This window comes from Chryseobacterium oncorhynchi (assembly GCF_002899895.1).
GTDB lineage: Bacteria > Bacteroidota > Bacteroidia > Flavobacteriales > Weeksellaceae > Chryseobacterium > Chryseobacterium oncorhynchi.
In genome coordinates, this window is sequence record NZ_PPEI02000009.1 from 63,833 (window position 1) to 90,725 (window position 26,893).

The following is a 26,893-nucleotide window of genomic DNA, read 5'->3' on the forward strand; positions in this document are numbered from 1 at the left end:
ACTAGAATCGTGTTCCTTTTTCAATTAGTTTATTTATCTCCAATTGAATTTTTTCTCTTGACAGCGGAGTCTGAGAGATTACTTCATAAGCGTCATCAAGAAAACTTAAAATTTCATCATCGATCATTGCGGATAGATAGACATAGAGCCATTTTCTATCTACATCATCGAAATAATGTTCATTAAATTGATTGAGAGTCTTAGAAGATTCTCTCCATTTAGTGCCAAAATAGCCATCAAACTCATGATTTTTCCTTTGCGCTTCACCGTGAATTAAGTCCATTGCGTCTAGCATATAATTTTTTAAATCCTTAGGATCATCTACCAAATATTCTACTAGTATATTTCTTACAGTTATCATATTAAAATAGCTTCTAGTTTTGGGTCATATATTGGATATATAAAATTCTTATGAGTAGTATCTTTCAGCCAGCTTTCCCGAGCTGCATTATCTAATACTATTGGCATTCGCTTTTTATTGTTGTGTATCTCAGACATTAATTCATTTGCCACACTTGTGCAAATAGAAAATGATAACAGGTCCTGTCCTGAACTTTTATCTTTCCAAATATTATAAATTCCCGCGAGGGCGAAAGGTTTGTTTTCGTTGATTAAATGTATATAATACTTTTCTTTTTTCTTACCAGCCGGATCTAGCCATTTCCACTCATAAAATCCATTTACTAAAACAAGACATCTATTATTCACGCTGTTTTTAAATGAGGGTTTAATTTCCAATTCCTCACCTACAGCATTTAAAGTATTTGTTTGAAATGACCGATCTTTTGACCATGAAGGCAATAGACCCCAATCTCCCAAAACAACATGATCGGGTTCAGAATCAATAATGATAGGAACTTTATTATCATATTCACCTTTCTTCCGAAAACCACTCAGAACTGGTGTTGCTTTAAATTCTACTTCAAAGCCTACATTAAATTCTTTTTCGATGTCTTCTTGTGTATAATTAGTTGAAATTGTGTAGCACATATTCTAAGCTTTTAGTATTAATATTTCATTAGTTGATAAAAACTCCTGTTTCATGATCCAAGTCCTTTTAAGATTCATCCCGGCAAGTTTTACTTTTGGACTTCCATATTTGGAATTAATCATATCTACGGCATCCATCACAGGTTTATGTTTTTGAAAAGAATCTTCATCAAAAAGACTGACAATTCTTTCATTCTCAGGAACAAATGTACTCAATATTACGCCTGCCTTTTTATATTTGAAGTCTGGCTTATAAATTTTATTTAACGCCTTTTTTGCATACTTTGCTATCTCCATAGAAGAGCTGTAAGGATTGGGCAAAGTCACTGTATAACTTTTACTATATTGAGGAAGGTCCTTCCGGAAGAAATTAGTAGTTAAAAACACGGTAATATGCCAGCAACAGCTTTTCTGAGCCCGTAGCTTTTTTGTACATTCTGATGTAAAAGTTACAATTCTTTCATTTAGAAAATCAAAATCATCAGTACCCTTATCAAAAGTACGTGTTGTGGCAATCTGTTTGTTAGGTTCAGAATAACTAATATCATATTGCTTTATACCAAGCAATTCATTTTTCATCCTTATACCAAAGATTCCCATTTCTTTTTTTAAAAACTGATCTGGCAAGTTCACAAAGTCGATAGCTTTTTTTACACCATAATCCAAAAATCTCTTTTCATACCTTCTTCCTATACCCCATACATCACCAATGGAAATCCATTTAAGCGCTTTTTCAATTTTTTCTGGGGTATCTATAGTATATACATGTCCGAGTTCATGAGAGTATTTTTTTACAATCTTGTTGGCGACTTTTGCCAGCGTTTTTGTTGGAGCTATTCCTATAGAAGTGGGAAGATCCAATCCTCTAAAAATTCTATCTCTCATTTCCGTCATTTTTAAATTTATGTTAGAATGCCCATCGAGATAGATCCATGATTCATCCACTGAATAACTTTCAACCATATCAGAGTATTTTTCTATTATAGACTTCATTCTGTTACTCAAGTTTCCATACAAAGGAAAGTTAGCGGATCTTAAAATCAAACCATGAGATTTAACCAGGTGATCAATTCTAAATTTGGGTTCTCCCATTTGAATGCCTAATTTTTTAGCTTCCGCACTTCTGGCAATAACACAGCCATCATTATTTGATAAAACAACAAGAGGTTTACCCCGATACTTTACTTGATATAAGGTTTCGACTGTTGTATAAAAATTGTTAGCATCACAAATGGCTATCATAAGTTCTCATCTATATTTTCTTACGATTCCCACAATCACCCCCCAAAGCAAAAACGATGTTGTTTCGTCAATATCAAAATCTGCATAGTTTTTATTAGCCGTTTTAAACTGTAGGCTTTTTAAACGATTGTTAGAATCATATTTGGGATTGAATCTTTTTATATAAGGCTGATCATCGATATATACAGCTACTAAATCCAGTTCTTTCGGAGTGAGACCCTTTTCAATTATTGCCCAATCATTATTATAAACCCCTATCTCAGAAAGGCAATCACCCTCTATTTTTGCAGGAAAAGTTGTTTCAGAATTTTTGATTAAAAAGCTAAATAAGTCCATTTCTGGATAATCATCAGCCGGACTGGAAAAACTCTGATATCCACTAGCACCCGCTAATAGAGACTCATTAAATGGCTTTAATATTACCGGGTCGGTACTTGCCAGTTTAAATATTTCTAATTTTCCGCTATGTTTTTCATGACTGTTCATAATGCAAAATTAGACACTTTTTTTGCCTAAAACATTCGATATTATGTTAAACTTTTCACAGCAAAGTTAACAGCCTAATACGACAGAACTTGTCGTATATTTTTAATACTTCCTAATCTGAAGCTTTAAAAATAAAATAATCAGAAATCTGGACTTCCACATTTTTTTTTATTGTTACTGAGTAAATTATTACTCCTGCTAATAAAAGCAATCCTCCCACTATTGCAACAGGGTGAGGCTTTATAAGTTGAATAAATTTTTTCATTTTATATATTTTTCATTTTTTAATAAATACTTTCAATTTTCCAAAAGTACGATCGACTTTAAAAAAAATCCGGTTTGCTAATTTTGCCCATTAATAAAGAGTTTTCAATGTACATATGGATATTAATTAAAGTTGTGACGCAACTTTTACATATTCTTTCTATACTAAAGATAAATTTCTTCAAAAATGTTTTATTTTATCTGCAGGTGCAGATCTTTCCACCCTTGGAGGATCCTTCCGGAACAATGCCTGTGATCTCATAAATATCCCCAGCTGGCCCCACTGATCTCTCTCCCGGATCCGGAACCCGGATGGCTGCACAATATTGCTAAAGAAAAAAAAGCCTCAGGACTCTCCCTGAGCTTCCCTTTATCATGGTTAAACTCCGATATCCTTTTTATCTGCAGGCGCAGATCTTTTCACCGGAGTTTCCTTCCGGAACATTACCGGTGATCTCATAAATATCTCCAGCTGGCCCCACTGATCACTCTACCGGATCCGGAACCCGGAGCGCTGCACAATATTGCTAAAGAAAAAAATTAAGAGCTTCAGGACTCTCCCTGTGCTTCTCTTTATCCTGGTTAAACTCCGATATCCATTTTATCTGCAAGCGCAGATCTTTCCACTCCCGGAGGATCCTTCCGGAACAATGCCAGCAATCTCATAAATATCTCCAGCTGGCCCCACTGATCACTCTACCGGATCCGGAACCCGGATGGCTGCACAATATTGCTAAAGAAAAAAAATAGGGCCCTCAGGACTCTCTCTGTGCTTCTCTTTATCCTGGTTAGACTCTGATATCCATTTTATCTGCAAGCGCAGATCTTTCCACTCCCGGAGGATCCTTCCGGAACAATGCCAGCAATCTCATAAATATCTCCAGCTGGCCCCACTGATCACTCTACCGGATCCGGAATCCGGATGGCTGCACAATATTGCTAAAGAAAAAAAATAGGGCCCTCAGGACTCTCCCTGAGCTTCTATTTATCCTGGCTAAACTCCGATATCCATTTTGTTTGCAGGCGCAGATCTTTTCACCCCCTGAGGATCCTTCCAAAATAGAAAATTAAAAGAATACGGTTTACCGTAAAATAGTTTAAATTTTTGTTATTTAATTTGTTAAAAAAATCACGAAATAGGGTATTATTTGAATAGTTTTTTGTATATTTGATAAGCATTAAAAGCACCGGTGCAGGTGGATAAAGTCGCAGAATAAATATGCAGTTTCATAAATTTAGACTCTCAATCGGAGAGATTGAACTTTCAGAAGAAGATATCAGACTTATAAAACCACAAATAGATAAAGCCTTTGTGGGTTTAGAGCAAGACGAGTATGAGAAACTTAAAGAATCAAAACCTGATGAAATTAAAATGGCTTTAGAAAATATGGATGATGATGAGCTTCTTTATATTGCTAAAGTAAATGACCAGAAAAAGCCTGATAATCGCTATAGACCTGACTCATTTTCTCAAAAAATTTATCGAGAATTGTTTAAAAGGAAAGGAGATCTTGGTTATAAACAATTAAATCATCTAAGCACGATTCAAAGAAAGTATCTAACAAGTTTAGGATTAAAAGAACGATAGATAATCAAAAACCACCGGTGCAGGTGGATAAAGTCGCAGATAAATATGAAAAATAGAAATCCACATTATGTAATTTTTAAAGTTACAGGAATAGAAAGAAAAGTAAAAAAAGGATCTACATTGCAGATTAATGATAGATTTGTAGGAATGTTTTTTCCACTTAATAACGAAGTCCAATTCTGTGATGTTAATGAAGAAGAATGGACTTTTAAAGTAGGTATGCATTGTGAAATAATTGATACAATATAATTGATGAATTTAATAATTTTAATCCCCTTATTATATGGATTTTAAAAAACTTATTGAGACAAAGAAGATTATAACCGAAAAAGAAAGAAAAGCACAAATCTCTTTTTTAATTACAGGCCCAATAGCCGTTTTTTCAGTCGTCTATCTTATTACGCTAAAAGATATATTAGATGTATTTATTATTTTAATAGGTTCTTTTACGGCATTGATTTGGCCCCTTTTTTTACTAAAAAAAATAGAGATTATTAGAAAACAGAAAATCTTGGTTGAGATTGAAATAGAAAATTATGAAGATGAAGAAAGAAGAACTACTCAAGGTATTTTAAAGCTGGTGACAGGAGCTAATATTAAAAGTACTTTTATCACACCTAAATATAAAGATGATCCATATCGTGATATAGATAACAATTCGATATATTATATAGATAAAATTGTTGGTTTTGAAAGATTGTTAAGGTAATTAATAAAATATAATAAATTAAAAAATGAAAAAGAGATTAATTTTAATTGCAATAATGGTAATTGTTTATTTCTGTGGCATCATTTTTTACCCTAAATATTTCAGAGAACACTTTCCGCAAAATACAGTGCTTTTTGATAAGAATGGAAAAAAAATGGCTGAAGGACTTTTTACTAGTGATGATAAGTTTTACATAAGTTATTCTACCGGTGAGAAAATTAATAAAAATGATATACATGATGTTTATTTTCTTCCTGAAGATAAACAACCAGCACCTTCTCGCTATATATTTCCAGTTATTGTAACCATACTTCCATTAATATTGTTTTTATTTTATTACTTTAAACCATCAAAAAGCAAAGAAAAAAATTGAAATTTTGTTATTCTCAAACTTCAACATCTGATCAGAGTTTAGTTTTTAAGTAATATTTTTTGAATCAATTTCGCTTGATTGGCTACAAAATTATTTTTTTTAATCTGTTACGGAAAGCCGTAGTGTAATCAAATATAAGAAGCTCAGGACTCTCCCTGAGCTTCTATTTATCCTGGCTAAACTCCGATATCCTTTTTTATCTGCAGGCGCAGATCTTTCCACCCCCGGAGGATCCTTCCGGAACAATGCTGGCGATCTCATAAATATCCCCAGCTGGCCACGCTGATCATTCTCCCGGATCCGGAACCCGGATGGCTGCACAATATTGTTAAAGAAAAAAATTAAGACCCTCAGGACTCTCCCTGTGCTTCTCTTTATCCTGGTTAAACTCCGATATCCATTTTATCTGCAGGCGCAGATCTTTCCACCCCCGGAGGATCCTTCCGGAACAATGCTGGCGATCTCATAAATATCCCCAGCTGGCCACGCTGATCATTCTCCCGGATCCGGAACCCGGATGGCTGCACAATATTGCTAAAGAAAAAAATAAGGACCTTAGGACTCTCCCTGTGCTTCTCTTTATCCTGGTTAAACTCCGATATCCATTTTATCTGCAGGCGTAGATCTTTCCAAAAATACTTTTGTAAAAGTTTGCACAATTTTAAATCAATGTTTCATATTCCAATACTTTTGATTCAAATTAAAAAATATGACTTATAATCAGAAAAATCAATTACAATCAAATATTCAAGCTGTTTTACTTGCAAAAAAAATTAATGATTTACCTAATTATAAACCATCTGAAGATGAACTTCTTATCTTAAATCAATATAAGGGATTTGGTGGAATCAAATGCATTTTATTTCCGATGGAAATACCTTGGACAACTATAGATAGTATTAGTAAAATAGATCTCAAACTAGAAAATGAAATAAAAAACTTTTACAACTATATTTCAGAAAATTTTGAAAATTTCGAACATATATGGTCTTCAATAAAAGAAAGTGTATTAACATCGTTCTATACTCCTGATTATATTGTGGATCTTCAAGTTTCCAATTTATATAATAATAATCCAAACAATATCATTTCCATTCTGGATCCTTGTGCTGGTAGTGGAGCATATATTGATTCGTTTCTACGATATTATCCAGATTCAAAAATTACCGGAGTGGAGAAAGATTATTTAGCAGCTTATATTCTTTCTGCTAAATATCGAAATGTTTCTAATGTGACCATTATTAATAAAGGTTTTGAAGAAGTTAACTTCCGAGAAAAATTTGATTTTATTTGTTCAAATATTCCTTTTGGAAATTTTAAGGTAAAATATAAAAATTATGATAATAAAATAACTGGAAAAATTCACAATTTCTTTTTTTATCATTCAATGAAACTTCTTAACGAAGGAGGAGCATTAAGCCTACTTACATCAACAGGAGTTCTCAATTCCCCATCAAATAAATTCTTAAGATCTGAACTGGCTAATGAAATCGAACTTTTAGATATTGTTGCGCTTCCTAAAAATGTATTTATTGAGAATGGAGCAGAAGTCTCAACTCATATATTTCAGGGGATTAGAAGATCTAATGCTTCAAAAGATCAAAGATATATTGAGACATTATCTTATGAAGGAGTTTTAATTAATGAGTTTATTTACAATAATTTTGATAAAGTATTCTTAAAGCAACCTCAAATTAGTACTGATCCTTATGGTAAAGAGGAATTTAATTATTTAATGGAAGCAGAGGAGATTCCTGAAGCTTTTAGAGATCGGAGCGTTCTTATACCACAACTTAGGTTTGTTAGAATCTCCGAAGACAAAGAAGAATTTATCTTTCAAAATTTCCCTTTTCCTACTTTCAATTATGAAGATATTGATACTACGGATCAACTAAATCTCTTTAGAAATGATATTAATACTGCAACTGGATTTGATTCATATAAATCACTTGCTATTATTTCAGCTAATTATAAAGGTAAGGAAGTACCTTTATTTACCGTTGCAAAATTTAATGAAACAAGCATTACGAATGGTACTTCAATACTTCAAAAGAAATATGTAATCGATGTTTATTCCAATATAATATGGCCACAAACTGGCACTATAATTTTAACTAGTCGTGAGTTTAAAATTACATTTGATAAAATTGTTGATTCTCTTCAAAATAATGCCAAAAATCACTCATTATTAGTAGATCTAAATATTAATGAAAGTAAAGATGGAGATGAGTTTTCTAAATACTTTTATGCTAGATTTAATCAGCCTTTAATATATAAAACTTATCAGTATAGTTTTGATAATTTTTCTTTTCATAAAGAACCAGTCGTTGGAATGCTAGCATTAAATAGATTTTATGAACCGGCTAGAATTTTTGAAATTAATGATGATAATCAAGATAGAATTTTTGGCTTGGAAAGTCTTCAAACTAATGAGAGTGATATTGATCTGATAAAGCAATATCTTTTAGTTTATGATGCTTATAATCTACTTCTAAATGCAGAACGAAATAAGATACAAAATATAGAATCCTTTAGAGAGAGACTTAATGTACAGTATGATATGTTTGTATCATATTTTGGGTTCATAAACGATAATAAAAAAGTCTGCAATTATGATTCTGATTATTTTTCACTTTTAAAAAGCTTAGAGAATTTTTCAGAAGAAATAGAAACGCAGATTGACTTATTTACAATTAACAAATTTACAAAGTGGGTTAAAGCAGATATATTTTTTTCGAAAACAGATGCTATTGAACAATTAGATGTTAATCTGGCTTTAGCAAAATCTTATAATTCAAAAGGTAAAATTGATATTGACTATATATCAGGCTTGTCAAATTTAGATACTGAACAAGTAATTGAATTATTAAAAGGAAAAATTGTTAAAAATCCTTTGTCAGAAAGTTTTGAATTAAGGAGTTTATTTTTTTCTGGCAATATAAAAGATAAAATCAGGAAAATTGAAGAACTAAAAAATCCGGAAAATGATTTGCTGCTAACAGAATTAAGTTCCTATTTGCCAACAACAATCCCTTTTGAATCTATTAATATTCAATTGGGAAGCCGATGGTTTCCACAGGATCTTTTTAAAATCTTTTTAAAAAAATATTTTGAGCAAGATTTTTCAACCAACTACAATCAGAACCTGGATAACTTTTTTGTAACTACAACAACTTCAGATTACAGTGCGAAATATAGAAGCTTTAATTATGAGTGTCATAGTGGAAGATATATCTATCCTACTGATATTATTTACAATGCTTTTTATGATCTTTATCCCATTGTTACTTACAAAACTATTGACGATATTTCAGTAACAGATGAAGCCGCTACAAAATATTATAAAAGAGAGATCACAAAACTACGTAAGGAATTTTTAAATTTTATTTATGATTTATCATTAGATAAGAAAACAGAGATTACACAACTCTATAATGATAAATTTAATAACATTGTTATTGCATCGTACGATACAGAAATTCTTGATTTTTCAGATTTTGATATCAAATCTTTTGGTATACCAGAAATATATGAACATCAAAAACGTGCTCCATGGAAAATGATTTCCAATGAAGGAGGAATTGGAGATCATGAGGTTGGATTAGGTAAAACATTTACTATAGCTGCTACTGCTCACTTCGGAAAAAAACTTTCTGTGTTTAAAAAGCCGGTGATAATAGGAATCAAAGCTAATGTTTCTGATTTGGCAACGGCATACAGAACATTACTACCTGCTTCTAATGTGCTATTTGCTTCTCATAAAGAATTTACGGCCAAAGAACGTGAAACCTTTCTCAATCGAATTAGAAACAACAATTATGACGTTGTGATTATGTCTCATGAACAGTTTTCTTCTATTCCTCAAGATCCGGATGTTGAAAAAGATATCGTTTCACAAGAGCTAACAGATGTTGAAGCTAATCTACTCGATGCAAAAGATATTGATATTAGTAAAAAGCAGTTAAAAGGGCTTGAAATACGCAAGAAAAATTTAGATGCTAAACTTGAAGTTTTGATTGATAAAATTAGGAATAGGAAAGATGAAAATGTACTTTCTTTCACTGATTTAGGTATTGATCATATAATTGTTGACGAATCACATAAGTTTAAAAATTTAATGTACCAAACAAAGCACACCAGAGTAGCTGGGCTTGGTAATACAAACGGTTCTCAACGAGCTAATAATTTACTAACTGCACTTAGAACTATTCAAAAAAATACAAAGTCAAATGAATATGGTGCCTCTTTTTTTTCCGGTACTCCAATATCAAATTCAATTACTGAACTTTATTTGCTTCAGAAATATTTAACTCCAAAATCTTTAAAAGAAAGAGGTATATATAATTTTGATGCCTGGTGTTCAAATTTCGCTGAAAAAACTATTGATTTTGAAACTAATATGATAAATCAAATTATTGCAAAGGAGAGATTTCGGTATTTTATTAATCTGCCTGAACTTTCTTTGATGTATAATCAAATGGCTGACGTAATGACAGGTGAACTTGCTAAAATTGATAGACCTGAAAAGAATGAGTTCCTAATGTTAAATGAACAGACACCATTACAAAAAAGATTCTATGTAAAACTTAAAAAATTCTTAGAAAATAAAGATCAAAGTATATTAGGTCTTGATAAACCATTGAATATAGATTCTCAATCAACGGCTTTATCCCTGGTAGCCATGAATTTAGCTTTTAAAGCTTCTATTGATATGAGATTAATTTCTGCAAGGTATCCTGACGAACCCGGAAGTAAGGTAAATTTAACTGTAAAAGAACTTGTAAATAGATATTATAAAGAATCTGCACAAAAAACAGCGCAGATTGTTTTTGTGGATATTAGTACACCAAAAAAGAAATATGATTTTGAAGAACTCGAGGAAAATTATAAAAATAATGTATTCACATCTATCTATGATGATATTAAATTCAAATTAATAAAATCTGGGGTTCCTGAAGCTGAGATTGCCTTTATACAAGACTATAATACTGAGATAAAAAAAACAAAACTTAGTAAAATGATGAATAATGGAGTAATCAGGTTTCTAATTGGAGGAACTGAAAATGCGGGTACCGGATTAAATGTCCAGTATAGACTATCTTTTATCAACCATTTATCAATTCCATGGAAACCAGCCGAACTTGATCAACGAAATGGGAGAGGTTTCAGAACAGGGAACTGGTTTGCAAAGAATTTCAATAACAATAAGATTGATATTGGATTTTCTGTCACAAAAAATACATTAGATAATTACAAAATAGATATTAATAAAAATAAGGAAGGATTTATTAAACAAATTAAAGGAGCTAGTATCGGATTGCAAATTTCTCGTAGAATTGATGAAGGTTCTATTGATGAAAACACTGGGATGTCTTTAGCTGAACTTCAGGCACAGCTAACAGGAGATAATACAATGTTATTAAAAACTAAAGTCGACAACCAGATTAAGGAATTAGAGCAAGATCAATATCTAATAATAAGTAAGAATCGGGAAACTGTTCAAAAAATTGAATCAAGCAAAAAAAGGCTGAGAGAATATGAGTCAATTAAAGTGAAATTTCAATTTGATTACTCATCATACAAATCTAAGGTGGTAATGGACGAAAAAGGGAATAGGGTTAATAAACCAATTTATTTTGAGCTAGATTCAAAGGCAACAAATGTAGAAATCTATGAATATCTAAAAGGATTAGTTGAAATAATAGGGCCTTCATTGGATATGTATAGTAAAAAAGTGATTGGCGAATTGTTTGGATTTGAAATATTTATAGAAAACCATTCATGGCTTGGTGTTCTTTTTAAAATCAGGAATAAAGAAGCTATGGAAAATAGTACTAGGCTTGAATATTCTGTTAATGAGGGTAAAATAAATTTGGATAGTGTTCAATCTGCAATGACATTTTTCATTAGATCTATAGATACAATATGCTCTAAAATAAAAAATGTTGAAGAAAATATAGAAAGAGAAGTAAAAGCTATTGATGCCTTAATATTATCGTCTAATCAAACATTTAACCAAGAAGAAAAATTAAGTGATTTAAAACTTGAAAGTGAACTTTTGGAAGAAAAAATAAAAAATTCTTCGGTACAAGATGTAATGTCTTATGAGACTAAGAGTTTGGTTATTGATAATGAAGAAAAATCATTTAAAATAATTTCAGATCTGGAAACATTAGATAAGGCTATACTAAATGAGCATTTAGGAGAGCAGCAGAAATTTATAGGAATCTTTTGTAATACTAGTGTCAGGGATATATTGAATGAAATGTCAGAATCAGAAATGCCAGGATTCAGAATTGAAAGTCAAAACTTGGATTTTAAAAACTATCAGCATTTCATGAAAATTCTGATTTATGATTATGATATAATGTATTGTTGCTTAGATAGTATTGCTAAAAAAGAAAATCTAATGTGTTTACAGCGGTACAATATTTTAAAAGATGAAGGTTATAAAAATGTTTTTGTTTCTAATGATTCTGCAAACTTTTATTCATATAATGATGAAGCTACAAAATTTTCTGAAATTTTAGGCATTCCCGTTATTCTTAATAATGGAAATACAATTTTAAAAATTTCTAACAAACAGATAAATCAAATAAAAACCGATCTAAATGTCAATCATGGAATTGAAATCTCATTAAACCAAATACTGGAGAATTCTGAACAAAATCAAAACTTAGGATTAAAAAAATAATATTCTCTTTAAATAAACTTTCAAATTGCTTTGTGACAATAAAAAATTTTATAACTTTGTCACAAAGCAATTTTTATTATGAATAGTTTGTCACAAAGTATTAATATTGAAAAACAACTTGCTGATAAGAAAGACAAGTACGTTGAAATTTTTAAACTTCACTATCCGGACAACCAGATTACTGAAAAAAGTTACGATATCACATTAATTCGTGTCTTGATTATGTATTTTCTTTATCAGGAAAAGAAAGTTAATAAAATAAAAGGTGCAAATTTTGAAACAATAGCCTCTTTTTTCGAGGTAAGACACACTACTGTAGTGAGAGCTGTTGAAAAGGTAAACTCGTATATTCAAACATTAGAGGATGAACGATTCAAAAGTAAAATAGGTACTGTAAAACATCTAAAAGATTTTAATCTGTACTACTACATATTTCAAAATATTTTTTTGAATTACAAGTGTTCTGCATAATGTAAAACGTTATGAAAAATTCTCAACCCACAAAAGAATTCTATAATCTTTTTAATTACCTATTTGAATTCTATAATGTAAACCTGTTTCAGGGAAATTTAACTTATCCAATGATTGTAATAACCAGGAATAAAAATGTTTTTGGACATTATTCATTCAAAAGATGGGTTGATTCTACTTCTACTGAAAATGTAGATGAAATTGCAATAAATCCTCTGTGGTTTCATAAATACCCATTAACTGAAATATGTCAAACTATTGTTCATGAAATGTGCCATCAATGGCAGTATCATTTCGGTTCTCCATCGCGAACAGGATATCATAACAAAGAATGGGCAGATAAAATGATTGAAATTGGCTTAATGCCATCGTCAACAGGAAAGGAGGGGGGGAAGGTAGTTGGACAAAAAATGGCAGATTATCCAATAGTTAGTGGCAGGTTTTCAATACTTACCCAGTCTTTAATGAATGAAAATATATTTTCTGATCTCTATTATGAAGCCAATTCTATTGTAGGGAGAACTGTAGAAATGGTTAATGGACTAATGGTATCTTCTGAAGGGGAAGTGGTAGGAACAAACAAAATGAAAATAAAATACAGTTGCAAAATATGTAATGTGAATGTTTGGGCTAAGCCCGATGTTCATTTGATATGTGGCGAATGTAAATCCAAATTTGAACAACAAAATCCAAATCAATTATGAAAAAATTTATTGAACTATTAAAAGATATTGCTGTAGCTTTTATTAATGGTAAACTTTAAATATGAAAAAGTTAATTATAGCAGAGAAGCCAAGTCAGGCTAAAGAGTACGCTCAAGCTTTAGGTGGATTTGATAATAAGAACGGATATTATGAGAGTAATCAATATTACTTAACATGGTGCTATGGGCATCTAATCGAATTAGAGCGGGATGAAGCTTATCATAACGAAAAAAAATGGAATAAATCTTATTTGCCATTAATACCAACAAAGTATCTATATAAAATTGGTTCATCTCCTTCAAATTCTAAAAACATTGATTCTGGAAAAAAGAAACAATTAGACATCATTAGAAGTTTGCTTTCTAAATCAAAAGAAATTATCAATGCTACTGATGCTGACAGAGAGGGGGAATTAATTTTCCTATATGTGTATAATTTTCTCGGATCAAAACTGCCTTACAAAAGACTGTGGATTTCTTCATTAACTGAAGGTGATATTAGAACCGGCTTTAACAATCTACTTGATTCAAAGGAAGTTTTTTATTTGGGAAAAAGCGCTTATGCCAGGGCTATTGCTGATTGGTTAGTAGGTGTTAATGGAACACAGGCGGCTACCTTACAGCTTGGGAATGGATCTGTTCTTACGATTGGAAGAGTACAGACTGCAATTCTCAAAATAATTTGTGAACGGTTTCTTAAAAATAAGTCATTTCAAAAAACTTTTACTTATAGATTGCGAGCGGAACACAATGAGAATGTTTTTTTTCACTCCGAAACAGAGATTTTTGATCATAAAATAGATGCAGAAAATACCATTAAAAGCTGTTCTGCTTTTCACAAATGTGTTGATATTATAAAGCAAAATCAAAAAGTTAATCCTCCATTATTATTTTCCATTGATACGTTGATTATTGAGGCAAATAAAAAATTTAAATATAGTGGAAAGGAAACCTTAGATATAGCTCAAACTTTATACGAAAAAAAGTTGACGTCATACCCAAGAACAGATAGTGAATATATTAATCAAGAAAACTATAACAGGCAAAAAGAATTTATTGTTTCTTTTGCTAAAGCGTTATTAGGTTATTCTTTTTCTTTTAGCAATAATATACCTAGATCGGTCAATGATACTAAACTTACAGGAAGTCATGATGCTATTGTTCTTACTGGTCAAAAGGAAAATATTCAGAGCTTAAATGCTAAAGAAAAAAATGTTTATCTCTTAATTCTGAATCGATGCTTACAATCATTCTCTGATGCAGCAGTATATGAAAAGACAAAATATGTATTTGATAATAATTCTGTCATGTTCTATACTTACTCCAGTAAGGTATTGTTTAAAGGTTGGCAAGTATATCAAGTGAACACAGAGCAGAATGAAAAGGAAGATGATGTTGATTTGCAGCAAAACGAACAACAAATTGATATTGTTCTTGAAATAAATAGAAATGTTAAAGTCGAAAGTCTTGTAATTAAGGAAATCGAAAGTAAGCCACCACAATTATATTCAGAAGTCAATTTGACAAAAGATTTGACAAATTTTGGAAAACTACTCAAGGAGCAAAATCCGGAATTAGTAACTCAAATAAGCAGCAGTATTGATCTTAATTTACTTCAAATAGGAACACAGGCTACAAGACCTGGAATAATTGAGAAGCTAAAAAAAATAGGATTTATTGATTTACATAAGAATAAGTATGTCCCTACAGAGAAAGGCTTAAAGTTCTATAGTATTATTAAAGATTTAGAGGTTTCTAATATAGTAACTACGGCTATATGGGAAAGTAAATTAAAAAAAGTTGCTGAAGGTAAAGAAGATATTGGCGTTTTTTACAAAGAGATTACAGAATTTACAAAAAAAATTGTCGTAGATATTTTTTCAAATTCAACTGATGTTTCATTTAGCAAAGAAATTAATTCTTTAGGAACTTGTCCCATTTGTAAAGATGGGCTAATAATAGAATTTACTAAAAGTTATGGGTGTAGTAATTGGAACAAAGATAACTTCAAGTGTAAATTTAGTATATGGAAGATAATTTATGGTAAAAAGATTACTACCAATATTGTTTCTCAGCTTATAAAAAATGGAATTACAAAAAAAATAGATAATCTTAAGAGCTCTAAAGGTACCAGTTTTTCTGCAAAACTTAAATTAAGTAAAGATGGAAAAATAACCCCTGAATTTTAATTAGTATACAGTATACTAAATATTTTATAAAATTAGAGTATTGTATACCAAATAATTTGTATATTAGCAGTAATAATTTTAAACTTATATATTATGTCACTAAGAAATCGCGTTGCCCTGATCGGGTTTACTGGGAAGGAAGTTGAGATGACCACCTTCGAAAATGGAAATGCTAAAGCCAGTGTATCTTTAGCAACAACTGAGCATTTTACTAATTCAAAAGGAGAAAAAGTTGAAGAGACGCAATGGCATCAACTCATAAGCTTCGGGAAAACTGCAGAAATTTTTGAGAAGTACGTTCCTAAAGGAAAAGAAATTGCCATAGAAGGAAAAATAACATACAGGTCGTATGATGATAAAGATGGTGTTAAGCGGTATGTTACTGAAATTAGAGTGGATGAAATCCTTCTGTTAGGAGGTAAATAATTAATCTTGTTAAATATGCCGAATTTCGGCATATTTTTAAAATTATTTTGGTATATTAGAATCTAGTATATTGAAAACTATAAATTAAAACTAAATACATCTTTTAAAATGGTAATATCAATAATTAATAATAAGGGTGGTGTTGCAAAAACCACTACAACTTTTATGTTAGGAGCATATCTTGCAAATCAGGGAAATAGAGTTCTATTAATTGATTTCGATGCTCAAATGAATCTTACTGAAAAAGTAGGGGGTCTTCACAAAGATGTCAAAGTAGATTATAACATCGTAGATCTTCTTAATGGTAAACGAAACCCATCCTTTTTTACAAATGAAGATGGAAATTTGTTTACTATAATGGGTACTGAAGATATTGATGTGTATTTCAACATTAATTCTGACCAAGATGAAAATTCTGAGGAATATAAGCGGAAAAGATATTCTCTTAGAGCTTACAGAGAGTTATTTTTAAATAACTTTGATTATGTTCTGATAGATTGCCAGCCACGTCTTTTGAATAAATCTTTGCTGACTTCAAACGAGGTTGCCTTGCTTGCTTCCGATTATGTTATTGTTCCGGCTAGTCCTGATAAAGATAGCATAACGGGTTTTCAAAAAGTAATATCTTCAATCAAAAGAATAAAGCCTGAGAATCCTGGTTTGAAATTATTAGGTCTTGTATTTACTATTATTGGAAGTAGAGAAGAGATCATTTATAAGCAGTACAAGGAAGCTATGGCGGGTAGTATAGGTGATCTGCTATTTAAATCAGACATAAGAAGAAATACGGCAATGCAGCAAGCATTAAATTTAAACTCTACTATCTTTAATTATAGCCCTAATAGTATTTCTGCAGAAGATTATACAAATTTTGGAGTTGAAGTAGTTGAAAAAATTAACAAATTGAAAGCGTTATGATAAAAAAAGATAATAAATCCAAGAAAGGAAACCCTGAATTTGCAGGTGCAGTAAGCAGTATGGATTGGGATCTTACATCAATCAATTCTTATACTGAGGAAAAGAAATCAGAACCTGTCATTTCAAAAGTTATAGACAGTAAAGAATCTGTCTCAAAGGTTGAGAGTGCTAATGCTGATGTTAGTAAGCTTAATTTAGCACCTTCTAAAGGTAATAAATCTACGTCTAATGTTAAGCCAACTCAGGATATATTGCTAAAAGAAAAAAATTCATTTACAAAGCCTAAAAAAACATTAGAGAAAATATTAAATGCCGATGGAGATGAGCTTTTTTCTAAAAACACAGATTTTTTGAAACTTGTTTTTAGAACTGAGAGATCCTTTCTTGAAAAATATATTACTTTATGTAATAAATTATTCATTAAACTAGATTTAGACAGGAAAAAACAATCTTATGCCTATATCTTTCATCTAGTTATTAATATGATGAAAATTGATTACGAACAGACATATAAATATCTTTTATATCCGTCTGAAGATGAAGCTCTTTTTTACAAAAATAATGTAACCAAGGGATCTCATCACGTAGATATTGATCAAATTGTTGATAGAGATTCGTTAACAATCAAAATTAATATACCAGATTATGAATTACTTTTCGCCTTGATGAATACTAAATTCAAAAATTTTGAAACTAAGCCAACGAGGTATAGTATAAACTTCTTCTTTTTTGAAGTTGTTAGATTTATGAATGATAAGATGATTTAAAAATTATAGCCATGGATCAAAGAAAAAATAAGAAAATTTATTTTCCGTCTATAAGAACAATTTTTATGCTGGTGGTATTATATTATACTGCAAGTACAGTTTATGATTCAGTACAAAAAGCAAAGAAAAAAATTGAGGATAGGGTTGAACTTATAACAAAAAGGTAAGTATGTCTACAAATGATAAAAATAAGAAAGCAGGGGACGTTGAAATTAACTATGGTAATGTTGTAGATTATAAAAAAGAGTCTACTAAGAGACCTCTTGTAAAATTTGGGAAAGACTTTATAGATAATTTTTTCTTTGATGAAACTGGAAGAGCAATAGATGTACCTATAACTTCACTGAGAATAATATATCTTATCTATGAAACTTTTTACTCAAAGCAGTTTGACCCTAAGTCAGAAGCTAAACAATTAGAGTTATTTGAAGAAGAATTTTTAACTGAACATAATACTTATGCAGAAGTCAGATTAAAGAATAGCCGTATTTGTCCTACAGACAATCATACTTCTTTAGATCCCGCACTTGCTTTTTTGGCAAAATATAAACAGGATTGGAACTTTGCAATAAATTCGAAGGGCCAAAAAATAAAGACATTTGGTGGACTAATTTCAAACGTAACTGTAGTAGAAAAGGGCTTTACTCAGTTTTTAATCAGTTCATATTGGTTAAAGCAGATCGTTCAGATATCACAATATAACTACTTGATCTTAGAAAGTGCATTTAAGATACAAAGTAACAAGAGGGTACTTTTCTTACTTTGGCTTTCTAAAGTGAATCTTGAAAAAGGTACTCTTATTAAATATACTACCCTTAATTATAGATTTTCTGTTAATTATAGTACAGCACGTGACCTATCTAAGGGATTTTTAGCGCCAATCAAGAAAGATCTTGATCTTTACAGTAATTTATCTTTTAACTATAGTATAAAAAAAGATAATATTACAATTATGCCTTATAAAACAGATAAGAGTATTGTAGTTGATTTACCAGAAGGAGCTAAGAAAACAGTTAGTGTTGCTTCTAAGCTTGCATATATAAAAAAGAGACATGCTGTTGAAGATGATGAATTTAAATTGTTTTCTGAAAGATATAGTGATAGTGAAATGAATAGAAAGGAAATTGAAGATGCCTATACTTTGTTTAAGGGAAAGTGCAGGAAGACTGGAAAAAAAATGCAAGATTATATTGGTAAAGATTTTTTACATGAAATACAAGGATTTATTATTGCTGGATACAATAGTTCTAGGAAATCTAAAATTTTACCTAATGGATATTTAAGAATAATCTAGAATTTTTATATGTTTTGTTATCCTGGTTTATCCAGGATTTTTTTTTGTAATTGTAAACTAAACTCTGAGATCCTTTTTTATCTGCAGGTGCAGATCTTTCCACCCCCGGAGGATCCTTCCGGAACAATGCCGGTGATTTCATAAATATCCCCAGCTGGCCACACTGATCACTCTCCCGGATCCGGAACCCAGATGGCTGCACAATATTGCTAAAGAAAAAAATAAGGACCTTAGGACTCTCCCTGTGCTTCTCTTTATCCTGGTTAAACTCCGATATCTTTTTTATCTGCAGGCGCAGATCTTTCCACCCCCGGGGGATCCTTCCGGAACAATGCCGGTGATTTCATAAATATCCCCAGCTGGCCACACTGATCACTCTCCCGGATCCGGAACCCAGATGGCTGCACAATATTGCTAAAGAAAAAAATAAGGACCTTAGGACTCTCCCTGTGCTTCTCTTTATCCTGGTTAAACTCCGATATCTTTTTTATCTGCAGGCGCAGATCTTTCCACCCCCGGGGGATCCTTCCGGAACAATGCCGGTGATTTCATAAATATCTCCAGCTGGCCACACTGATCACTCTCCCGGATCCGGAACCCGGAGCGCTGCACAATATTGCTAAAGAAAAAAATTAAGAGCTTCAGGACTCTCCCTGTGCTTCTCTTTATCCTGGTTAAACTCCGATATCCTTTTGTTATTTGGTCAGGAGTTCCAATTGTTTTAGAATCTGTGAAAAATAATAAGTAGTAACAAAAAATAAAACCGTCTAATTACATTATGTAACAAGACGGTTAAAAAAATTTTTGACCAATAAAAAAAATCTATACTCTTTTATTGTAATTCAAAGATAGCAAAAAAAATACAATATAAAATTTTATAACAAAAAGCACATTTGTTTTAAAAATATTTATAACTTTGTCACAAAGCAATTGTTTAGAGTTTTACTTTGTGACAAATAGAATAATAAATTAATAAAACATGAAAAAAATTAACATGACAAATAGATTGACCCGTTTTGGTTTAGTTTTGTTAGCTTCTACAGTATTAACATCAAATCTATACTCTCAACAAGGAAGAGTAGGCATTAACACTCAAACACCTTCTTCAACACTTGATGTAAGAGGAAAGTCAGATGTAACTGACATGACTGGTTTTCAGGCTCCAAGATTAACCCGAGCGGAACTTACTGCTAAAGGTGATAATTTGTATGGAGCTTTACAACAAGGAACAATTGTATACATTACAGATATTTCAGGTGGAGATTCAAATGCACAGAGAGTTAATATTAAAGGATCAGGTTACTACTGTTTTGATGGAACAGTTTGGCAAGAAATGACATTTGGAGGATGGAAGTTAAAAGGAAATAATGGTCTTGATGCAACTAATAATTTTATAGGAACAACAGATAATGTAGATCTTGTTTTCAAAGTTGCTAATATGAAAGCTGGTTTAATTAGCCCTACTTCACTAAATGTAGCATTCGGTCCTTTATCCCTTGGTTTTGCCAATGCTAATACTGTAGGAAACGTTAGTATGGGTTACGGTTCATTGGGTATTCTTAATCAAGGAATGAGAAATGTAGCAATTGGTGCAGGATCTATGTCAACAGTTACACAAGCTGAAGACAATACTGCAATTGGTCAAGGTTCTTTATCTTTCCTTAGTAATGGTAATTTTAATATTGGAGTGGGTAAAAGTTCTGGTATAGGCTTACAGAATGGGGATAACAATATTGCAATTGGTTACAACACCTTATTTCCTACATCCATCAGTAATTCTGTGAATATTGCAAATGCAATTTACATATTGGAAACTAACCACGAAACTAATGACCCATATAATAAAACTCGTACAGGAATTAATATTGATAAACCTTCTTCTTCATTTCAAGTTGGTGGTACATTTGCTTATGCAGCAAGTCCAATTGATGGAGGCGTAAATGATTCTTCTAGATACAATTCTTCAGCTAGTTTGTTTGCTAAATCAAATGTTACTTTACCCCCAGCAACCTCTTGTGATGGAAGAGTATATAACATAATTTATGTTTCTGGGACAGTAACCATTACTAATCAAATTATGGATGCTGGAGTTCCTATAACAGGTTATGTTTTAAATTCCAACCCAGGTTCAAAAAGAGTTTCAGTTCAAAGCTATCTTGGTGAGTGGCATATTATTGCATCAAGTTAAAATATTAAAATTTTTTCATACGTGTTTTTTTTTGGTTTTTAATAATTCTCAAGTGTATGCTTGAGAATTATTTTTTTGTAAACTTTAATATGTATTATTTGCTATTTTAAAATGTAAAGCGTAACTTTACACTTTACAAATGATAAGTTTATAATGATCTATTCCATTTCGCATAAAGGCTTAAAAAAATACTGGACCAAAGATGATTCGAGTAAGTTACCATCAGAAATGATTGATAGAATACGTGAGATTCTTGATATAATTGATAGTATTGAAGAAGTTCCACAAGATTTTGAACCTTTTAAGAACCTACGGTTGCATCCATTAAAGGGAAAATTAAAGGGGTTTTGGTCAGTAGATGTAACGGGTAATTTTCGAATTATTTTCAAATTTGAAAGTAAAAATGCTTTTGATTTAGATCTATTAGATACTCATTAAATTGAAGAATTGTAGAATTGTAGAATTGTAGAATCGAATTTTAATTATATGAAACCTTTAGTCCGTGCTATTAAGCACAATACACATCCAGGAGAAATCCTTTTGAACCAAATTGTTAAAGCTAATAATTTGACAGTCGATAAGGCTGCTAAACATTTGGGTATTACTCGGCCTACATTATCAAATATTGTTAATGGAAAGAGTGCAATTACTCCTATTATGGCCATAAGAATTTCTAAAGTTTTTGGAGGAAATCCAGCCTTTTGGATTAGATTACAGTCTGCTTTTGATTTACGTAAAGCAGAACAAGAGTTTGAGGAAGAACATATCGAATTAAATAAATTTGAATATGCTTAAAATAAGTAAGCTTGCATATAAAATATTATCCTGGTTACGCCAGGATTTTTTTATCTGCAGGCGCAGATCTTTCCACCCCCGGAGGATCCTTCCGGAATTATGCCGGCGATCTCATAAATATCCCCAGCTGGCCACGCTGATCATTCTCCCGGATCCGGAACCCGGAGCGCTGCACAATATTGCTAAAGAAAAAAATTAAGAGCTTCAGGACTCTCTCTGTGCTTCTCTTTATCCTGGTTAAACTCCGATATCCTTTTTATCTGCAGGCGCAGATCTTTCCACCCCCGGAGGATCCTTCCGGAATTATGCCGGCGATCTCATAAATATCCCCAGCTGGCCCCACTGATCACTCTCCCGGATCCGGAACCCGGAGCGCTGCACAATATTGCTAAAGAAAAAAATAAGGACCTCAGGACTCTCCCTGAGCTTCTCTTTTATCCTGGTTAAACTCCAATATCCATTTTATCTGCAGGCGCAGATCTTTCCACTCCCGGAGGATCCTTCCGGAACAATGCCGGTGATCTCATAAATATCCCCAGCTGGCCACGCTGATCACTCTCCTGGATCCGGAACCCGGATGGCTGCACAATATTGCTAAAGAAAATAATTAAGGACCTCAGGACTCTCCCTGTGCTTCTCTTTATCCTGGTTAAACTCCGATATCCTTTTTATCTGTAAATCCTATTTTGAGATTACCGAGATTCAACACCCCTTTTTGAGTTTTTAAGTTGGAATAATGAGTTACTTACTTTGAAGAAAAACATTTATAAATCAGTTAATTAAGGCTGTTTTAAAAAAAATCACGTAACTGTGAAAATATTATTTTTTTTTATTGTTTTTGCGTCTCTTCAACTTGATATGAATGATATAATTATCATTTTACTGAACTTGAATGCTTACTTTTTTAATTATTATGGACAGATTTTATGGCAAAAGCAAATTATCAGTGAGAATTTCCGACATTTTACCCCCCACTTTTCCGACATTTAACCCCCTTTAGTTAAGGAAATCTTAATTTTAACGAAGTGCCTGACCTTATTACCGAGATTTAACTACCCATTTTAAGTTTAAGCAATAGATTAGCAAGTTTTTTTTTATAATTACTTTTTATTATCCATTTTTACTATCCACAAACCGAGATTCCACACCCCACAAATTTCTATAGTTACCGATATTCTACACCCCATGATAACTTATTTTTACCGAGATTCCGCTTCCCATATTTCAGGCGAGATTCCACACCCCGCATTGTATAAATTATTATATATTAATTAGATAACTGAACATTTTTATTATTTTTTCCGAGCGCTTAAATATTAATATTATAATGTATTATAAAATGTTTTTTTTAATAAACTGTAATTTTAATAAGGAGTTCACTGCGTTCACCGACTTTTAATTTTTTTATTGCTAAAAGAAAAAAATAAGATATACTAACATAAAACTTTGTTCTATTTTAAAAAAAATGATTTTTTTTTATATATTTGTTACAATACGTTTAAAATGAATGAAAACTTAAAGAAGATAAAAGAAAATGTGGCTGGGATTATTCAGAAAAAAAGAATTAATTCTGATTTTTCTCTTGAAGATCTTTCTAATAAAGTAAATGAAGTTGGTGTTAAAATTTCAAAGAATACTCTAGAAAGAATTGAATTAGGAGCCATTTCTCCCAATTCAGAACAATTATATTCTATTTTTATAGCTTTGAATTGTAAGGTCGAAATTGATTCTGAAATTATCATTAATTAGTGAAAAAAAAATTTTATAAATAGAAATATGTCCAGTCAAATTTTTGGCTGGATTTTTTTTGTTAAAAAATAAAGTTTGCACATTCAAGCCTTAGTTTGCACATTTTTCAAATGGAAAAATTTTAAGTATTTGCTTTGTAATAGTTAATATTTTATTGTTTTTAATAACCATTTGAAATACTCCAGCGCAGGAGTTAAAAGTCGGCATAAAGCTATGTTAAGTTTTCGTTTTTCAAAAAAAAAGGCATTGCTAATTTTAAGTTTTTTTATTCCATTAACTCTCGACGCTCAAGATTCTGATTGGAGAAATCAGTTTGTAAAATGGAATTTGGAATCTAAATACAATTTTGGTTCTTATATTGGGAAAAATAAAAACGAAAGTCAAAAAAGTTTTGAAAGATTTTCTTTTATTATTTCGGTTGATGTTGCTCTTAATGAAAATGATGTTTTTGATTCCTCTTCTTTATACTTGCAGCCATACTTTGAGGTTGGTCTACCTTTTAATAGTAAGGAAAAAAATATAGTATTTACAAATTACTCTGCAGGTGTGCATTTGAAAAGATTTATTAATACAGGTAATCAAAAATTTAATTTATATTTTTTGATTGGAAGTAAATTGGAAATTCTAGAATCGAGAATTAAATATTTGAAATATGGAGAAGAGCATAGTTATAAAGAACTTAAGAATGATGTTCTTATTGATGCAGGTATAGGTTATACTATTACTGATAGATTTGAATTTTATTTTATATATACCAGGGGATTGAATAAAATTTATTTACTGGATGATTATTTTACAAAAACAGGAGTCCAGACTTTTTCATTTGGTTTAAGGTTAGGTTTGAACAGAAATTGGTGGTTTACTGGAAAATGAAAAAGTTGAATAATGATGAATGATCTACAAAATCTCTTTTTTATTATATTATCAATAAATTTCTTGATTGTATTTGCTGTTCTAATAAAGATTTTTCATTTAAATCGTTTCCATACAACAAAATATTTATATTTAAAATTTGAACTCTGCATATCAACATTACTTTTTTTATTTTTAATCTCAAGTTTCATATATTTTAGCATGCATAACTTATTTAATAATTAAAATAATTGCTAGAGTTATTCAATTTTTTTTCTTTTAGCATTATGTGAGAGGCATCTATTTTAAAGATGCCTTTTTTAATTGTAAAATTCTTTAATCAATTTTCTATTATGAATATTATATTTCTAATAAAATTATAAAAAACAGTTTATTTTTAATATCAAATGATCTTTGATATTTTTTTTTTCAATTTAGAGAGTTAATTTTATATCTACACTGATTGTGAAATATTATTTAATAACTTCAAATAATTAGGATTATTTGCTGATGAATAGATAATTTTTATTACTTTTGAATTCATTAAATAGTGATTTAAAACATAATTTGATTAATATAATATTTATAAAATGGAAAAAAATCATACTTTTTGTAACCTTAGTATAAGATGTATGACTTATATTTAAGTTTAATAAATATTATATTATGACAACAAAGTTATTTTTAAGTGGTTTAGTATTATCTATTTTTTTAATAGGATGTTCTGATAGAACAGATGAAAATTTAATACCAACGCCTGAACCACAGAAAAAAGTTGAAAAGACTTTTTCTCAACAAAAAATTGAATTGAACAAAACAGAAGCTTCAAGGGTTGCAGGAGATTCCCTAAAAAGCTACCAAGAAAACTTAAATGGATACACAAACAAAGAACTCACCAGCGGACCAGGACAAGAGCAAGAAACAGTTGACCCTACCAAAGGGGATAGGCCGTAATAAAATAATCATTGAAATTATTGCTTCTGCTTTTGTAATCATATCTGCAGTATTGCCTTTTCTTAATAATATTGTAGGATACTTTATTAATTTAAATGAGCAATTAAGTAATAATGCTGGTGAACGAAGACTAGATTTAGATACTTCATTATATTATTTGTCTATATCTTCATGTTTCATTTTGCTTGCATTAGGAGGACTTTTTAGAGCGCATAGATTTACTTTTTATGCTGCATTAGTCTCCGGGTATTTTCATTTAATTACTTATGTGAAGTTTATATTTTTCAATAAAAATCAGATATCCATTATTGCAGATATGGCAGTTATTTGCCTCTTGATTTTAATTATATTTTTAGTTTTCCGTCTTGACAATTACTATCGGAAATTGAATTTATTAGACGAGTTCAATACGAACACATTAGGTAGATTTTCGTCTATTCTTTTTAAACGAGGTAACATTCAAGATAATGAATAGTCATAGAGAAAGATTAAAAGTACTTGTTGCTATATCAGATAAGCTTTGGGAGGATTATAATTCTACTACTATATCTGAAGAGGAATATTTACGAAAGATGTTTTTGGTTAAAAAGGAAATTAATAATGGATTTATTAATACCATGCAAGAATTGGAATTGTTTGCAAAAGATCTGGGTTATTTAGTACTTAATAATCCAACAAAAACTTTTTTAAGTGACAATGATAAAATTATCGTAAATAAGAATTAATTTATTTATTTATTAATTTAGCCAATTCGATAATTTCTTGTAATTGCTTATTTTGCTTTTTAAAAGCTTCATCGTATTTTTGTTCCATTCTTTTTATTTGATTTTGAATGAAAAGAATTCCTTTATCTTGAGTATTATATTGTGCAAATAAAGAAGCCAATAAATCTCCAACTTGTTCTTCACCCGACTTTATTATATTAAGACCAGCATTTTGCTGGTTTTTTTTTATTTCTATATTTAGTTCCCCTTCTCCAGTAACTAGCCACAATAGATTTTCATTGTAATTAAGTTCTGGGTATACAGTAAGTATTTTCGCCAATTTATCTACTCCTAGATCACTTTTCAATGCATTTCCTTTAAAATTTGAAGATGACATTCCGGTGGCTTTATAGAATGCTTCTTTCCTGATTTCTTTTTTTTCAAGGAATATGAAGATTCTTTCTTTTATGGTTTGTATTTTGTCCATTTATGTGTATATTGGTCTAAATATTGTCTATATTTGTCAAAGATAAAAAA

General features: G+C 30.8%; 25 protein-coding genes. 19 read left to right on the forward strand and 6 right to left on the reverse strand.

Annotation, left to right across the window (positions count from 1 at the left end; translation table 11 throughout):
- Position 1: 1 nt before the first annotated feature.
- The 5 genes from C1638_RS20895 to C1638_RS22475 all read right to left on the reverse strand — a co-directional run bounded on the left by C1638_RS20895 (position 2) and on the right by C1638_RS22475 (position 2,983).
- Complete coding sequence (locus tag C1638_RS20895; RefSeq protein WP_109623872.1) at positions 2-361, reverse strand: hypothetical protein; 360 nt, start codon at positions 359-361, stop codon at positions 2-4.
- Positions 358-990 carry an SOS response-associated peptidase gene (locus C1638_RS20900; protein WP_109623873.1) on the reverse strand — a complete coding sequence of 211 codons (633 nt, stop codon included), beginning with the start codon at positions 988-990 and terminating at the stop codon, positions 358-360. The genes C1638_RS20895 and C1638_RS20900 overlap by 4 nt, the downstream gene beginning before the upstream one ends.
- Positions 991-993: 3 nt before the next feature.
- On the reverse strand, positions 994-2,232 hold the full coding sequence (locus tag C1638_RS20905; RefSeq protein WP_109623874.1) for a Y-family DNA polymerase: 1,239 nt from the start codon (positions 2,230-2,232) through the stop codon (positions 994-996).
- A 6-nt stretch (positions 2,233-2,238) separates the two neighbouring features.
- On the reverse strand, positions 2,239-2,718 hold the full coding sequence (locus C1638_RS20910) for a LexA family protein (protein WP_109623875.1): 480 nt from the start codon (positions 2,716-2,718) through the stop codon (positions 2,239-2,241).
- A 112-nt stretch (positions 2,719-2,830) separates the two neighbouring features.
- Complete coding sequence (locus C1638_RS22475; RefSeq protein ID WP_165826571.1) at positions 2,831-2,983, reverse strand: hypothetical protein; 153 nt, start codon at positions 2,981-2,983, stop codon at positions 2,831-2,833.
- A 1,218-nt stretch (positions 2,984-4,201) separates the two neighbouring features.
- Between C1638_RS22475 and C1638_RS20915 the strand changes: the two genes are divergently transcribed.
- The 19 genes from C1638_RS20915 to C1638_RS21020 all read left to right on the forward strand — a co-directional run bounded on the left by C1638_RS20915 (position 4,202) and on the right by C1638_RS21020 (position 26,377).
- Entirely contained in the window at positions 4,202-4,570 is a 369-nt protein-coding gene (locus tag C1638_RS20915) for a hypothetical protein (RefSeq protein ID WP_109623876.1), read from the forward strand.
- Between the two features lie 45 nt (positions 4,571-4,615).
- Positions 4,616-4,819, forward strand: coding sequence for a hypothetical protein (locus tag C1638_RS20920; protein ID WP_109623877.1), 204 nt, complete (start codon positions 4,616-4,618; stop codon positions 4,817-4,819).
- 34 nt (positions 4,820-4,853) lie between these two features.
- Positions 4,854-5,279: a hypothetical protein gene (locus C1638_RS20925; protein ID WP_109623878.1), complete on the forward strand. Its 426-nt coding sequence runs from the start codon at positions 4,854-4,856 to the stop codon at positions 5,277-5,279.
- 25 nt (positions 5,280-5,304) lie between these two features.
- Entirely contained in the window at positions 5,305-5,652 is a 348-nt protein-coding gene (locus C1638_RS20930; protein WP_123838416.1) for a hypothetical protein, read from the forward strand.
- Between the two features lie 709 nt (positions 5,653-6,361).
- Positions 6,362-12,346 carry a helicase-like domain-containing protein gene (locus tag C1638_RS20940; RefSeq protein WP_109623881.1) on the forward strand — a complete coding sequence of 1,995 codons (5,985 nt, stop codon included), beginning with the start codon at positions 6,362-6,364 and terminating at the stop codon, positions 12,344-12,346.
- 78 nt (positions 12,347-12,424) lie between these two features.
- The gene (locus tag C1638_RS20945; protein WP_109623882.1) at positions 12,425-12,817 is read left to right on the forward strand and encodes a hypothetical protein; all 393 of its coding nucleotides are present in this window, start codon (positions 12,425-12,427) and stop codon (positions 12,815-12,817) included.
- An 11-nt stretch (positions 12,818-12,828) separates the two neighbouring features.
- Positions 12,829-13,521, forward strand: coding sequence for a SprT-like domain-containing protein (locus C1638_RS20950; RefSeq protein ID WP_109623883.1), 693 nt, complete (start codon positions 12,829-12,831; stop codon positions 13,519-13,521).
- A gap of 61 nt (positions 13,522-13,582) precedes the next feature.
- On the forward strand, positions 13,583-15,709 hold the full coding sequence (locus C1638_RS20955) for a type IA DNA topoisomerase (protein WP_109623884.1): 2,127 nt from the start codon (positions 13,583-13,585) through the stop codon (positions 15,707-15,709).
- A 93-nt stretch (positions 15,710-15,802) separates the two neighbouring features.
- Positions 15,803-16,135, forward strand: coding sequence for a single-stranded DNA-binding protein (locus C1638_RS20960; protein WP_109623885.1), 333 nt, complete (start codon positions 15,803-15,805; stop codon positions 16,133-16,135).
- A gap of 108 nt (positions 16,136-16,243) precedes the next feature.
- Positions 16,244-17,053 (forward strand): ParA family protein, encoded by an 810-nt coding sequence (locus tag C1638_RS20965; RefSeq protein ID WP_109623886.1) that lies wholly within the window; start codon positions 16,244-16,246, stop codon positions 17,051-17,053.
- Positions 17,050-17,820, forward strand: coding sequence for a hypothetical protein (locus C1638_RS20970; RefSeq protein WP_109623887.1), 771 nt, complete (start codon positions 17,050-17,052; stop codon positions 17,818-17,820). The genes C1638_RS20965 and C1638_RS20970 overlap by 4 nt, the downstream gene beginning before the upstream one ends.
- Before the next feature lie 169 nt (positions 17,821-17,989).
- Positions 17,990-19,114, forward strand: coding sequence for a hypothetical protein (locus tag C1638_RS20975; RefSeq protein ID WP_109623888.1), 1,125 nt, complete (start codon positions 17,990-17,992; stop codon positions 19,112-19,114).
- Positions 19,115-20,093: 979 nt separating this feature from the next.
- On the forward strand, positions 20,094-21,302 hold the full coding sequence (locus tag C1638_RS20985) for a phage tail-like protein (protein ID WP_109623890.1): 1,209 nt from the start codon (positions 20,094-20,096) through the stop codon (positions 21,300-21,302).
- A gap of 153 nt (positions 21,303-21,455) precedes the next feature.
- A complete protein-coding gene (locus C1638_RS20990; protein ID WP_109623891.1) occupies positions 21,456-21,740 on the forward strand; it encodes a type II toxin-antitoxin system RelE/ParE family toxin in 285 nt (94 codons plus the stop codon).
- Positions 21,741-21,788: 48 nt separating this feature from the next.
- Positions 21,789-22,097, forward strand: a complete 309-nt coding sequence (locus C1638_RS20995; RefSeq protein ID WP_109623892.1) for a HigA family addiction module antitoxin — start codon at positions 21,789-21,791, stop codon at positions 22,095-22,097.
- A 1,503-nt stretch (positions 22,098-23,600) separates the two neighbouring features.
- Complete coding sequence (locus C1638_RS21000; RefSeq protein ID WP_109623893.1) at positions 23,601-23,846, forward strand: helix-turn-helix domain-containing protein; 246 nt, start codon at positions 23,601-23,603, stop codon at positions 23,844-23,846.
- Between the two features lie 213 nt (positions 23,847-24,059).
- A complete protein-coding gene (locus tag C1638_RS21005; protein WP_123838417.1) occupies positions 24,060-24,719 on the forward strand; it encodes a hypothetical protein in 660 nt (219 codons plus the stop codon).
- Positions 24,720-25,364: 645 nt separating this feature from the next.
- Positions 25,365-25,652 carry a hypothetical protein gene (locus C1638_RS21010; protein WP_109623895.1) on the forward strand — a complete coding sequence of 96 codons (288 nt, stop codon included), beginning with the start codon at positions 25,365-25,367 and terminating at the stop codon, positions 25,650-25,652.
- Between the two features lie 467 nt (positions 25,653-26,119).
- The gene (locus C1638_RS21020) at positions 26,120-26,377 is read left to right on the forward strand and encodes a hypothetical protein (protein WP_109623897.1); all 258 of its coding nucleotides are present in this window, start codon (positions 26,120-26,122) and stop codon (positions 26,375-26,377) included.
- Between the two features lies 1 nt (position 26,378).
- Here C1638_RS21020 and C1638_RS21025 read toward each other — a convergent pair whose 3' ends face one another.
- Entirely contained in the window at positions 26,379-26,843 is a 465-nt protein-coding gene (locus C1638_RS21025; protein ID WP_109623898.1) for a hypothetical protein, read from the reverse strand.
- Positions 26,844-26,893: the final 50 nt, after the last annotated feature.